Here is a 13,217-nt window from a genome sequence, read left to right on the forward strand (position 1 = left end):
GCGCGGTCCCGGCCCCGGAACCGCCGCGTCCCGGCCCCCGGAACCCCGCCGTACCCCGCCCCGTACCCACCCCCGACCCGCCCCCCGGACAACGATCGGCCAACCGTCGCCCCCCGCTCCTCCTGAGTGCACCCCGGGTGCGGGACACTGTCATGAAGCCGCCTCTACGATCCGTGTGAGAGGGGACACTCATCGACGGGGCAGACAAGGGGAACCAGCCGATTTCCCGACGCGTGGATACGATCAGTAAGCAGTACCAGGACGGCAACGACGGAGGAGGTGCCACATGGGAGTCATGAAGCGTTTCGAACAGCGTCTCGAAGGTTTGGTCAACGGCACCTTCGCGAAGGTGTTCAAGTCCGAGGTCCAGCCCGTGGAGATCGCGGGTGCCCTCCAACGCGAGTGCGACAACAACGCGACGATCTGGAACCGTGAGCGGACGGTCGTCCCCAATGACTTCATCGTGGAGCTGAGCGCGCCGGACTACGAGCGCCTCAGCCCGTACTCCGGCCAGCTCGGTGACGAACTGTCCGGGCTGGTCCGCGATTACGCGAAACAGCAGCGCTACACCTTCATGGGCCCGATCAAGGTCCATCTGGAGAAGGCCGAGGACCTCGACACCGGTCTGTACCGGGTACGGAGCCGCACGCTGGCGTCGAGTACGTCACAGCCGCAGGCACCCGGCGGCGGGGCTCCCCTCGGCGGTCCCGGCGGATACGCGGGCTCCGCGCCCTCCGCCGCTCCTCCCGGCCGCGCCCCCGGTGGGTACGGCTATCCGCCCGCCGCCGCGCCGCCGATGCCGACCGCACCGCCCCCAGGCGGCCACGCCCCCGCCGCGAGCCGCCTCCCCGGGGCCGGGCCGGGCGCTCTGCCGGGGGGTCAGGTGCGGCGCTGGATCGAGATCAACGGCACCCGCCATCAGATCTCCCGCGCCACGCTCGTACTGGGCCGCAGCACCGACGCCGACGTACGGATCGACGATCCCGGGGTCTCGCGCCGGCACTGCGAGATCCGGACCGGAACGCCCTCGACGATCCAGGACCTCGGGTCCACCAACGGCATCGTGGTAGACGGACAGCACACCACCCGCGCTACGCTCCGCGACGGCTCGCGGATCGTCGTGGGCAACACCACCATCGTTTACAGGCAAGCCGAAGGGTGAAGCGGGGGCAATGTCAGAGCTGACCCTGACGGTCATGCGGCTAGGTTTTCTGGCCGTTCTGTGGCTGTTCGTGATCGTGGCCGTCCAGGTCATCCGCAGTGATCTGTTCGGGACACGGGTCACCCAGCGCGGCTCGCGCCGCAGCGGCGACGCCCGCCCGCAGCAGGCCCGCCAGTCGGCGGCGCCGCCCCAGCAGCGCCAGCAGCAGGGCGGCAGGCAGCGCCGCGGCGCGCCCACCAAGCTGGTCGTCTCCGAGGGCAGCCTCACCGGCACCACGGTGGCCCTCCAGGGCCAGACCATCACCCTGGGCCGCGCGCACGACTCGACGATCGTGCTGGACGACGACTACGCGTCCAGCAGGCATGCCAGGATCTACCCGGACCGGGACGGCCAGTGGATCGTCGAGGATCTCGGGTCCACCAACGGCACGTATCTCGACCGGACCCGGCTCACGACACCGACACCGATCGCGCTGGGCGCTCCTATCCGCATCGGCAAGACCGTCATCGAGCTGCGGAAGTAGTACGACAATGAGCGAGCGGAGCGAGCGAGCCGCGGCGGTCCCGGCAGCGGACCGCAGCAGGCTCCCGACCGGAGGGTGGGCAGTGTGGCTCGAGACCGGCTGGCGCGACAGTCGACGGGCGAGCCGACGGGCGAGGTGCGCATGAGTCTGTCTCTGCGCTTCGCCGCCGGATCGCACAAGGGCATGATCCGGGAGGGCAACGAGGACTCCGGCTATGCCGGACCGCGGCTGCTTGCCATCGCCGACGGCATGGGCGGCCAGGCCGCCGGTGAGGTCGCGTCCTCCGAGGTGATCTCCACCCTCGTCCAGCTCGACGACGACGTTCCGGGCTCCGACATCCTCACCTCGCTCGGTACGGCGGTGCAGCGGGCCAACGACCAGCTCCGGGTGATGGTCGAGGAGGACCCCCAGCTCGAAGGCATGGGCACCACGCTCACCGCCCTGCTGTGGACCGGCCAGCGGCTCGGCCTCGTCCATGTCGGCGACTCCCGCGCCTATCTGCTCCGCGACGGCGTCCTGACCCAGATCACCCAGGACCACACCTGGGTGCAGCGGCTGGTCGACGAGGGCCGGATCACCGAGGAAGAGGCCACCACCCATCCGCAGCGCTCCCTGCTGATGCGCGCGCTGGGCAGCGGCGACCATGTCGAGCCGGATCTCTCCATCCGCGAGGTCCGCGCCGGGGACCGCTATCTGATCTGCTCCGACGGCCTCTCCGGCGTCGTCTCCCACCAGACCATGGAGGAGACCCTCGCCAGCTACCAGGGCCCGCAGGAGACCGTACAGGCCCTCATCCAGCTCGCGCTGCGCGGCGGCGGCCCCGACAACATCACCTGCATCGTGGCCGACGTCCTGGACGTCGAGTCCAACGACACCCTGGCCGGGCAGCTCAACGACACCCCGGTCGTCGTCGGCGCGGTCGCCGAGAACCAGCTTCCGCTGAACTCCGCCGAGAACGCCGCCGCGATGCAGACCCCCGCGGGCCGCGCGGCCGGCCTGGGCCGCTCCGTACCGCCGCAGCCCGGAGGCGGCTTCGGCCCGCCCGGCAGCGGCGGGGACGCCGGTTACGGAGGCATGCCCGCCGACGGGGCCTTCGGCGCGTACAGCGACGACGACTTCGTCAAGCCGCGCGGCGGCCGCAAGTGGCTCAAGCGGTCCTTCTACACGGTGCTCGCCCTGGCCGTCGTCGGCGGCGGACTGTACGGCGGCTACCGCTGGACGCAGACCCAGTACTACGTGGGTGCCAACGAGGAGCATGTGGCGCTCTACCGGGGCATCAGCCAGGATCTCGCCTGGCTCTCCCTCTCGGAGATCGAGAAGGACCACCCCGAGATCGAACTCAAGTACCTCCCGCCCTACCAGCGCAAGCAGGTCGAGGAGACCATCGCCGAGGGCAGCCTCGCCAACGGCCGCGACAAGATCCAGGAACTCGCCACCCAGGCGTCGGCCTGCAAGAAGGACGAGCAGCGCCGTCAGGCCGACCGAGAGGCCGATGTGGTCACCGGCGAAGGCCAGGCCGGCGGCACGACCGGTACGAACACCTCCGGCCGGACCACCACCATCAAGCCGAAAGCCGCGACTCCCACTCCGGGCCCCAGCCTCTCGGAGGAGGAGCAGAAAGTGGCCTCGAACTGCGGGAAGCAGCAGTAGCCGGCCGTAGGGGGCCTTTCACCACATGAGCGTTGTCACCAATACGACCACCATCGGCGCGATCGAAGCACCGAGCCGCCGCAACACCGAACTGGGGCTGCTCGCCTTCGCCGTCGTCATCCCGGTGTTCGCGTATCTGAACGTGGGGCTCGCCCTCGACGGCAAGGTACCCGCCGGGATGCTGGGGTACGGGCTGGGCGTCGGCCTGCTCGCCGGGATCGCCCATCTCGCGGTGCGCAAGTTCGCCCCGTACGCCGATCCGCTGCTGCTGCCGCTGGCCACCCTGCTCAACGGGCTGGGTCTGGTGCTGATCTGGCGGCTGGACCAGTCGCCGCGGCTGATCCGGCGCGCCGAGGCGCTCTTCGGCGCGTACAGCCCGGACGCGCCCAAGCAGCTCATGTACTCGGCCATCGCGGTCGCGCTGTTCGTCGCCGTACTGATGGTCCTCAAGGACCACCGGATCCTTCAGCGCTACACGTACATCTCGATGGCGGCCGCCCTGGTGCTGCTGATCCTGCCGATGTTCTTCCCCGCCGTGAACGGCGCCAAGATCTGGATCAGCATCGGCGGCTTCACGATCCAGCCCGGTGAGTTCGCGAAGATCATCATCGCGATCTTCTTCTCCGGCTATCTGATGGTGAAGCGTGACGCGCTGGCCCTGGCCAGCCGCCGGTTCATGGGCATGTACCTGCCGCGAGGGCGTGACCTGGGCCCGATCCTCGCCATCTGGGGAATGTCGATCCTCATCCTGGTCTTCGAGACCGACCTGGGCACCTCGCTGCTCTTCTTCGGCCTCTTCGTGATCATGCTGTACGTCGCCACCGAGCGCACGAGCTGGATCGTGTTCGGTCTGCTGATGTCGGTCGCGGGCGCGGTCGGCGTCGCCTCCTTCGAGCCGCACGTCCAGTCCCGTGTCAACGCCTGGCTCGACCCCTTCGACTGCTACCAGACGGATGTCACCGGCGCCTGCCAGCAGATCGGCGACGCCCTGCTGTCCTTCGGCTCGGGCGGCACCCTCGGCACCGGCCTCGGCCAGGGCAACTCCGACCTCATCGGCTTCGCCGCCAACGCCGACTTCATCCTCACCACGGTCGGCGAGGAGTTCGGGCTCGCGGGCACGATGGCGTTCCTGATGATCTACGGGCTGATCGTGGAGCGGGGCGTACGGACCGCGCTCGCCGCCCGCGACCCGTTCGGCAAGCTGCTCGCCATCGGCCTCTCCGGCGCGTTCGCGATCCAGGTGTTCGTCGTCGCCGGCGGTGTGATGGGCCTCATCCCGCTGACCGGTATGACCATGCCGTTCGTCGCGTACGGCGGCTCCTCCGTGCTCGCCAACTGGGCGCTGATCGGCGTCCTGATCCGTATCAGCGACACCGCGCGCCGGCCCGCACCGGCCCCCGCTCCGTCACCCGATGCCGAGATGACCCAGGTGGTCCGACCGTGAACAAGCCGCTGCGACGCATCGCGATCTTCTGCGGGCTGCTCGTCCTGGCCCTGCTGATCCGGGACAACTGGCTCCAGTACGTACGCGCGGACGAGCTGAACTCGCACAAGTTCAACCGCAGAGTGCTCATCGAGCGGTACAGCAACGAGCGCGGCAACATCATCGTCGACGGCAAGGCGATCACCGGCTCCGTCAAGACCGACGACAGCGACTTCGCGTACAAGCGCACCTATGTCGACGGCCCCATGTGGGCGCCCGTCACCGGCTACGCCTCGCAGGCCTTCGACGCCAACCAGATCGAGAAGCTCGAGGACGGCATACTCACCGGCAACGACGACCGGCTCTTCTTCGACCGCACCATGGCCATGTTCACGGGCAAGAAGAAGAAGGGCGGCGACGTCGTCACCACCCTCAGCGGCGCCGCCCAGAAGGCCGCGTACGAGGGCCTCGGAAAGTCCAAGGGCGCGGTGGCGGCCATCGACCCGCAGACCGGCAAGATCCTGGCGCTGGCGTCCACTCCGAGCTACGACCCGTCCACCTTCGCGGGCAACAGCGAGAAGGACTCCAAGGCCTGGGTCGCCCTCGACAAGAAGCACAACCCCGACGACCCGATGCAGAACCGGGCGCTGCGCGAGACCTACCCGCCCGGCTCCACCTTCAAGGTGGTCACCGCGGCCGCCGCCCTGGAGCACGGCAAGATCACGGACATCGACGAGCCGACCGATTCGCCGCTCCCCTGGATCATGCCCGGCACCACCACCCCGCTCGTCAACGAGGGCAACATCCCCTGCAAGGACGCCACCCTCCGGGAGGCGCTGAGCTTCTCCTGCAACACCGTCTTCGGCAAGCTCGGCTCCGATCTCGGCAAGGACAAGATGCTGGAGACCGCGAAGAAGTTCGGCTTCAACGCCGAGCAGTTCACCCCGGTACGTTCCAACGCGTCCTTCTTCCCCGAAGAGATGAACTCCTCGCAGACCGCGCTCTCCTCCATCGGCCAGTTCGACACCCGGGCCACCCCCTCCAGATGGCCATGGTCGCCGCGGCGGTCGCCAACGACGGCAAGCTGATGAAGCCGTACATGATCGACCAGCTCCGCGCGCCCAACCTGGACGTGCTCAGCAAGACCGAGCCCGAGGAGCTGAGCCGCCCGCTCACCCAGGAGCACGCGCAGATGCTCCAGAGCATGATGGAGACGGTCGTCAAGGACGGCACCGGAAAGAACGCCCAGATCGCGAATGTGACGGTCGGCGGCAAGACCGGTACCGCGCAGCACGGCGAGAACAACAGCAAGAACCCGTACGCGTGGTTCATCTCGTACGCCAAGACGGACAGCGGCTCCCCCGTCGCGGTCGCGGTCGTCGTCGAGGACGGCAATGCCAACCGCGACGACATCTCCGGTGGCGGCCTCGCGGCCCCCATCGCCAAGAATGTGATGAAGGCGGTCATCGACAGCAGGAGGTGACGCCGGTCACGGCTCGCCTCCTTACACGCACATTGCGATACCGGTCGTATATCAGGTCACCGTTACGGGCCAATCGCATACGGCGTGCCCGGTAGCGTAGGCGCGAACAGCACACCGCCGGACCACACACCGGTGCGGTCGGGACTGACGGAGAGGGCTGGAACAGTTATGGAAGAGCCGCGTCGCCTCGGCGGCCGGTACGAGCTGGGCTCGGTGCTCGGCCGTGGTGGCATGGCGGAGGTCTACCTCGCGCACGACACCCGGCTCGGCCGCACCGTCGCCGTGAAGACGCTGCGGGCCGATCTCGCCCGCGACCCGTCCTTCCAGGCCCGGTTCCGCCGAGAGGCCCAGTCGGCCGCCTCGCTCAACCACCCGGCGATCGTCGCGGTCTACGACACCGGCGAGGACTATGTGGACGGGGTCTCCATCCCGTACATCGTGATGGAGTACGTCGACGGTTCGACCTTGCGCGAGCTGCTGCACTCGGGGCGAAGACTGCTGCCCGAGCGCACGCTGGAGATGACCATCGGCATCCTCCAGGCGCTGGAGTACTCGCACCGCAACGGCATCGTCCACCGGGACATCAAGCCCGCCAACGTGATGCTGACGCGTACCGGCCAGGTCAAGGTCATGGACTTCGGCATCGCCCGTGCGATGGGCGACTCCGGTATGACGATGACGCAGACCTCCGCGGTCATCGGCACCGCCCAGTACCTCTCGCCGGAGCAGGCCAAGGGCGAGCAGGTCGACGCGCGCTCGGACCTCTACTCCACCGGCTGCCTGCTCTACGAACTGCTCACGGTCCGGCCGCCCTTCATCGGGGACTCCCCGGTCGCGGTCGCCTACCAGCACGTACGGGAAGAGCCGCAGACGCCCAGCGTCTTCGACCCCGAGATCACGCCCGAGATGGACGCGATCGTACTGAAGGCCCTCGTCAAGGACCCGGACTACCGCTACCAGTCCGCCGACGAGATGCGCGCCGACATCGAGGCCTGCCTCGACGGCCAGCCCGTCGCGGCCACGGCCGCCATGGGCGCGGTCGGGTACGGCGGCGGGTACGGCGGCCATGACGCCCAGCAGACCACCGCGCTGCGCCAGAACGACCCGGCCGGCCAGACGACGATGCTGCCGCCGATGAACCCGGACGAGGGCGGCTACGGCGGATACGACGACCGCCCGGACCGGCGCCGCCAGAAGAAATCGAACACCTCGACGATACTGCTGGTGGCCGCGGGCGTCCTGGTCCTGATCGGCGCGATACTGATCGGACGGTCCTTCTTCAGCGGTGACGGCGGCACCAGCCAGGTGACCGTCCCGCAGCTCGTCGGCAAGACGCTCGCGGAGGCCGAGACGCTGGCGAGCAACGCGAGCGTGAAGGTCGCCCAGTCCGGTTCCGAGCGGTGCGAGGTGCCCAAGGGCTCCATCTGCAGCCAGAACCCGGCGAGCGGCAAGATGGACCAGGGCGAGACGGTCCAGGTCGTCGTCTCGGAGGGCGCGCCGCAGGTCAAGGTCCCGGACGTCACCCAGAAGGACGTGGACAACGCGACGTCCATACTGGAGGACGAGGGCTTCGAGGTGAAGACCGAGCAGGTCGAATCGGACGAGGACCCGGGCACGGTGCTTGAGCAGGACCCGGAGGGCGGCTCGCAGGCGGAGAAGGGCGCGACGATCACGCTGAAGATCGCGAAGACGGGCCAGGTCACGGTGGCTCCGGTGGTCGGCGCCCAATTCGACGCGGCGAAGGCCCAGCTCGAAGGTCTCGGCTTTGTCGTCGAGCGGAACGACGTGGACTCGGAGCAGCCCGCGGGCACGGTCGTCAAGCAGAACCCGGATGAGAACACCAAGGCGGACAAGGGCACGACCGTCACGCTGGACGTCTCCAAGGGCCCGCAGCAACAGCAGGTCCAGATCCCCGGTGACATCGCGGGTGGCAACAAGTCGCTCCAAGAGGTCCAGCAGATCCTGGGCGCCCTCGGCCTCAATGTGGCCCCCGCGCCCAACTCGTCCAACGACCCCAACTCCAGGGTCCTGACCACCCAGCCGGGGCCGGGCAGCATGGTGAACAAGGGCGACACCGTCACCGTGTTCGCCGCGGGCGGCGGCCAGGGCAACAACGGTGGTGGCGACAACGGCGGCGGAGGGTTCTTCGGCGGCCCGTCCGGCACCAGCGCCCGCAAGGAAAACTAGCGGTACCGGCCACAGCGGCCCGTACGAAAGCCCCGGCACCCACAGAGGGTGCCGGGGCTTTCCGTTGTCCTGAGCGTCCTGAGGCCGTCCTGAGGCTGAGCGGCTTGAGCCGTCCTGAGCCGTCTTCTGAGCCGTCCTGAGCGCCGCCTGGCGGGTGGGGGCGCCCCTCCCGGCGCTAGCGCAGCTCCGGCGGTGGCGTGCGGTTCTTGTCGACCTTGTCCGTGCGGACCAGTTCGGCCCAGACGATGTAGCGGTAGTCCGAGGTGTAGATCGGCGTACAGGTCGTCAGGGTCAGATAGCGGCCCGGCTTGGTCTTCCCGGACTCCTTGGGGACCGGCTTGAGCACATCCACGTTGTACTTCGAGGTCCTCGGGAGTTCCTTGTAGACCTTGTAGACGAACCAGGTGTCGCGGGTCTCGAAGACCACCGGATCACCGGTCTTGATCTTGTGGATGTTGTGGAACCGGGCGCCGTGGCCGTCCCGGTGCGCCGCCAGCGTGAAGTTGCCCTTCGGGTCCCAGGGCAGCGCCGACTTGACCGGCTCGGTGTAGTAGCCCGCCACACCGTCGTTCAGCAGCGAGGTGCCCGTGCCCTTCTTGACGAGGATCTCCCCGCCGCCCATCGCCGGGACATGGAGGAAGCCGATGCCGTCCTCGGAGTCGTACACCGGAGGCTTGCCGCCCTTGGTGCCTTCCTGCGCCCAGTGGTCGCGTACGTCGTCGCCCTGCTTGGCGGCCTCCCGGTCGGCCAGCACGTTCGTCCACCACAGCGAGTAGACGACGAAGAGGCCGAGTATGACGCCCGCGGTGATGAGCAGCTCGCCGCAGACGCTGACCACGGCCGCGAGGGGACTGCGAAAGCGGCGTCGTGGGGCGGGCCGGGCTATCGGCGCGCGCGCGGTCGCGGAAGCCTCGGAAGAGTCGGCCGCCGTGCGGTCCGGCGACGGCGTGCCCGTCTCTCGGTCGTTCTCGGTGCTCGCTGACACAGCGCCCCGTCCCCGTTCGTCTTCGCCGGTCCGCCGGCCCTGTCGTGAGTCCGATCGATCCAAACGAAAGACCCTAGCCGACGAGAGCGTCGGGCTTGCCTTCACCGCGTGGCCGTTCTTCCACCATTTTGCCCCACACGATCATGCGATAGGTACTGGTGAATTCGGGCGTGCAGGTCGTCAGCGTGATGTAGCGTCCCGGCCCCGTGAACCCGGAGCCCGGCGGCACCGGACCGATCACGCTCACATTCGACGGCGAGGTCTGCGGCAGGATGCTCGTCATGTCGTACGTGTAGTACGCGTCCTGCGTCTCGACGACGATCTTGTCGCCGGGCGTGAGCTGGTTGATATAGCGGAACGGTTCGCCGTGGGTGTTGCGGTGGCCGGCCACCGCGAAGTTGCCCTGCTTGTCGGAGGGCATCGCCGTCTTGAGGCTGCCTTCCGCGTAGTGGCCGACCATGCCGCGGTCCAGGACCTTCGCCTTGCTGATGCCCTCCGCGATCGGGACGACGACATCCAGCTTGGGGATGTGCATGATGGCGAAGCCCTGGCCGGGCTCGAAGACCCCGGGCTGCCGGCCCTTGGCCCAGCCCTGCTGGATCTTGTTGGTCTCGTTGCCGGCGATCTGGTCGGCTCGTACGTTCGTCCACCAGAGCTGATACGTGACGAACAGCAGCATCAGCACGCCGAAGGTGATGAACAACTCACCGACGGCCCGGCTGGCGACAACCGCGAGGCTGTCCTTGGCTGCGCGGGCCGCGCGGCGGGCCTCGACCCGGGAGAGCGGCCGGGCGGGTGTCTCCCCCTCGGAACCGGATGCGGATGCGGAGCCGGGCCCGGAGCCGGACGCGGACGCCCCGGACGCCGATCTCGCGGGCTCGGCCCGTCTGCGGCCCCGGCCGCCCTTGGCGGCTGCCTTACGGCGCTCCGCGCGCCCGCCGGTACGAGGGGCCGGCTCGGACGGCCCGGCCGCGTACTCCGGCTGCTCCGGCCCCGGATCGGGCGGCACTTCGACCACGGGGAGAGCCACCGTACGGTCGTCCATCGGAGCCGGGGACGACACGGGGGACGGCACGGGCGGCGGCGGAGCCATGGGCGCAGGGGAAGGCGCGGGTCCTGGAGAAGACGCGGGCGCCGGTGCCGGGACCGTCGGGCCTTCCGTGTAGTACGGATTGGTCTGGCCGGCCGGGGGCTCCGCCGCGTACTGCCGGTAGTAGTCACCGGACCACTCGGACTCCGGGTCCGCGGCCTGCCGCGTCTGCTCCCCCGGCTGGAACAACGGCGGCTCCTGCTCGGGCGGCCGTGCGTGCCGGCGGTGCCCGCGCCGCTGCCCCGGCAGCGGCGCGTTCAACGGGTCGTGCAATGGGTCGGTCAGCGGGGCGGCGGGCTCCGCCGGTCCCTCCGCGGCCGCCTCGAACGCGCCGGAGGCCTCGTACGCTCCCTGCTCGTACGAGCCTCCGTAGCCTGCCTCGTGTTCGGGGCGGAGTGCGGTCACGCCAGCGCCTTGCCCACCACCGGCGCCAGATCCGCCGACCGGTCCGGCGCCCCCGGATCACCGCACCGCGCAAGCCAGTTGGCCAGCATCAGATGACCGTGTTCGGTGAGGACGGACTCGGGGTGGAACTGCACGCCCTCGACGGGCAGTTCGCGGTGGCGTACGCCCATGATGATCCCGTCCGCCGTACGCGCCGTGACCTCCAGCTCGGCCGGCAGCGCCGTGGGCTCGGCCGCCAGCGAGTGGTATCGGGTCGCGGTGAACGGTGAAGGCAGCCCCTCGAACACGCCCTTGCCCTCATGGGTGACCAGCGAGGTCTTGCCGTGCAGCAGTTCGGGCGCCCGGTCGACAACTCCGCCGTACGCCACGGCCATCGACTGCATACCGAGGCAGACGCCGAACACCGGCACCCCGGTGGCCGCGCAGTGCCGCACCATCTCGACACAGACACCGGCCTGTTCGGGGGTGCCGGGGCCGGGCGAGAGCAGCACTCCGTCGAAGCCGTCCTGCGCGTGCGAGGTGGCCACCTCGTCATTGCGCCGCACCTCGCACTCGGCACCGAGCTGGTACAGGTACTGAACGAGGTTGAAGACAAAGCTGTCGTAGTTGTCGACGACGAGGATCCGCGCGCTCATCCGGCCGCCCCCGCCCCGTCGACCGTCACGTCGTTGAAGGGCAGCAGCGGCTCCGCCCAGGGGAAGACGTACTGGAACAGCACATAGACGACCGCGAGCGCCAGGACGAGCGATATGGCCGCCCGAAGCCACACGTTGCCCGGCAGATGACGCCAGATCCAGCCGTACATGCTGTCCCTTCCGTTCGGTACCGCCCCAGGCGCTACTGCACCAGACTAAACGGCGGCGGTGACACATGGGCGGCGCATCCGGCAGGTGCACTGAGGTTCGGGGGAGGTTCGGGGCGGGGCCGGGGGAGGTCCGGCGCGGATCGCGGGCTACCCGACCGGTTCCGCGTAATGGAGATCGACCGTGCCCGTGTAGCCGGGAAGCGTCTCCTCGCCGTGCTCGTCGACCTTCCAGCCGAGGCCGTACGCCTTCACATAGAGCTGGTAGTTCTGGATCGCCGGGGAGTCGGTGAGGGCCTTGCGGAGGGCGTCCTGGTCACCGACAGCGGTGATCTTGTAGGGCGGTGAGTAGACGCGGCCCTGGAGGATCAGCGTATTTCCCACGCACCGGACCGCGCTGGTGGAGATCAGCCGCTGGTCCATGACGCGGATGCCCTCGGCGCCGCCCTGCCAGAGGGCGTTGACGACGGCCTGGAGATCCTGCTGGTGGATGACGAGGTCATTGGGCTGGGGCTCGGGGTAGCCGGGGTTGGCCGTCGCGTTGGGCGGGGCGTCGTTGAGGGTGACGGTGAGGGCGGGGCCGGTGAGCCTCTTGGTGCCCGCGGCCTTCTCCAGGGCGCTCAGTCTGGCGTTCTCGGCCTCGGTGGAGCCGTCGTCGCGGCCGACGAGCGCGTCGATGTCCCGGCGGACCGCCGCGGTGGTGTCACCCAGTTCGGCGTTCTTGCGGTCCCGCTCGTGAATCAGGTCGGAGAGCTTCAACAGCGAGGCGTCCGTACGGATGTTGGTGCCCTTGGCCGTGTTGAAACTGGTCACGAAGATCAGCCCGGCGAGCGCGAAGACGGCAGCCGTGAGCAGCCGGACGGGCCGCCGCGGGGGGCGCCGGACCGGCCCTGGGGAAGAGTCGGCTGAATTGCTCAACGTACCCTTATCTCCTTAGGCGCCGCGGAAGCACTACGCTAACGGACGCCCGGTGCGGCGGTTCCCCCTGCTCTCCGCCCCGGCACCCGTAACAGTTACCTGCGCGGTCACGCAGCGCATCGACAGGAGAGTCCCTCGTGCCGAAGTCACGTATCCGCAAGAAGGCCGACTTCACGCCGCCTCCGGCGGCGAAGCAGGCGACCGCCATAAGGCTGACCAACCGGAGCTGGGTGGCCCCGGTCATGCTGGCCATGTTCCTGATCGGACTGGCCTGGATCGTGGTCTTCTATGTGACCGAGGGCGATCTCCCGCTGTCCAGCTTCGGGAACTGGAACATCGTGGTCGGGTTCGGCTTCATCGCCGCCGGCTTCGGTGTCTCCACCCAGTGGAAGTAGCGGGCCCGCGAACCCCGCGACTCCGCAGCCGTACCGCCGCGGTCGTCGCCGTCGTCACCAGCCCGTCGTCACCCTGAGTCCCCACTTATCCACAGCCTTGTCCACAGCAGGGGAAAAGGTCTGACGATCTGTGGATAACTCCACGGGTTCTTGGCGGCGGTGTGACCACGTCCGCCCTTCGGACGACGTGCCCG

Annotated in this window: 11 protein-coding genes and 1 pseudogene; 7 read left to right on the forward strand and 5 right to left on the reverse strand. The window is 69.0% G+C overall.

The genetic code is table 11. From position 1 onward, the window contains the following. Positions 1-286 precede the first annotated feature (286 nt). The 6 genes and pseudogenes from KQY30_RS17370 to pknB all read left to right on the forward strand — a co-directional run bounded on the left by KQY30_RS17370 (position 287) and on the right by pknB (position 8,428). Positions 287-1,162, forward strand: a complete 876-nt coding sequence (locus KQY30_RS17370) for a DUF3662 and FHA domain-containing protein (RefSeq protein ID WP_217307618.1) — start codon at positions 287-289, stop codon at positions 1,160-1,162. Between the two features lie 10 nt (positions 1,163-1,172). Next, the gene (locus KQY30_RS17375; protein WP_046507034.1) at positions 1,173-1,685 is read left to right on the forward strand and encodes an FHA domain-containing protein; all 513 of its coding nucleotides are present in this window, start codon (positions 1,173-1,175) and stop codon (positions 1,683-1,685) included. A gap of 141 nt (positions 1,686-1,826) precedes the next feature. After that, on the forward strand, positions 1,827-3,335 hold the full coding sequence (locus tag KQY30_RS17380; RefSeq protein ID WP_217307619.1) for a Stp1/IreP family PP2C-type Ser/Thr phosphatase: 1,509 nt from the start codon (positions 1,827-1,829) through the stop codon (positions 3,333-3,335). 25 nt (positions 3,336-3,360) lie between these two features. Then, positions 3,361-4,779 carry an FtsW/RodA/SpoVE family cell cycle protein gene (locus tag KQY30_RS17385; protein ID WP_217307620.1) on the forward strand — a complete coding sequence of 473 codons (1,419 nt, stop codon included), beginning with the start codon at positions 3,361-3,363 and terminating at the stop codon, positions 4,777-4,779. Continuing rightward, positions 4,776-6,241 (forward strand): annotated as a pseudogene (locus tag KQY30_RS17390) (peptidoglycan D,D-transpeptidase FtsI family protein). The gene KQY30_RS17385 and the pseudogene KQY30_RS17390 overlap by 4 nt, the downstream one beginning before the upstream one ends. A 168-nt stretch (positions 6,242-6,409) precedes the next feature. Next, positions 6,410-8,428 carry a Stk1 family PASTA domain-containing Ser/Thr kinase gene (gene pknB, locus KQY30_RS17395; protein WP_217307621.1) on the forward strand — a complete coding sequence of 673 codons (2,019 nt, stop codon included), beginning with the start codon at positions 6,410-6,412 and terminating at the stop codon, positions 8,426-8,428. 175 nt (positions 8,429-8,603) lie between these two features. Here the strand turns inward: pknB and KQY30_RS17400 are convergent, their stop codons facing one another. From KQY30_RS17400 to KQY30_RS17420, 5 genes are all read right to left on the reverse strand, one after another. Next, on the reverse strand, positions 8,604-9,314 hold the full coding sequence (locus KQY30_RS17400; RefSeq protein WP_254407612.1) for a class E sortase: 711 nt from the start codon (positions 9,312-9,314) through the stop codon (positions 8,604-8,606). A gap of 172 nt (positions 9,315-9,486) precedes the next feature. Further along, positions 9,487-10,908 (reverse strand): class E sortase, encoded by a 1,422-nt coding sequence (locus KQY30_RS17405; protein ID WP_217307623.1) that lies wholly within the window; start codon positions 10,906-10,908, stop codon positions 9,487-9,489. After that, positions 10,905-11,543: an aminodeoxychorismate/anthranilate synthase component II gene (locus KQY30_RS17410; protein WP_217307624.1), complete on the reverse strand. Its 639-nt coding sequence runs from the start codon at positions 11,541-11,543 to the stop codon at positions 10,905-10,907. Before KQY30_RS17410 ends, KQY30_RS17405 begins: the two co-directional genes overlap by 4 nt. Beyond that, positions 11,540-11,713, reverse strand: a complete 174-nt coding sequence (locus KQY30_RS17415) for a hypothetical protein (protein ID WP_046507056.1) — start codon at positions 11,711-11,713, stop codon at positions 11,540-11,542. The genes KQY30_RS17410 and KQY30_RS17415 overlap by 4 nt, the downstream gene beginning before the upstream one ends. Positions 11,714-11,860: 147 nt before the next feature. After that, the gene (locus KQY30_RS17420) at positions 11,861-12,628 is read right to left on the reverse strand and encodes a DUF881 domain-containing protein (protein ID WP_217307625.1); all 768 of its coding nucleotides are present in this window, start codon (positions 12,626-12,628) and stop codon (positions 11,861-11,863) included. 137 nt (positions 12,629-12,765) lie between these two features. On the opposite strand from KQY30_RS17420, the gene crgA reads away from it, so the two are divergent. Next, positions 12,766-13,023, forward strand: coding sequence for a cell division protein CrgA (gene crgA / locus KQY30_RS17425; RefSeq protein WP_046507063.1), 258 nt, complete (start codon positions 12,766-12,768; stop codon positions 13,021-13,023). Positions 13,024-13,217 lie beyond the last annotated feature (194 nt).

Origin of the sequence: Streptomyces sp. GMY02, assembly GCF_019056675.1 — a bacterium.
Lineage (GTDB): Bacteria > Actinomycetota > Actinomycetes > Streptomycetales > Streptomycetaceae > Streptomyces > Streptomyces odonnellii.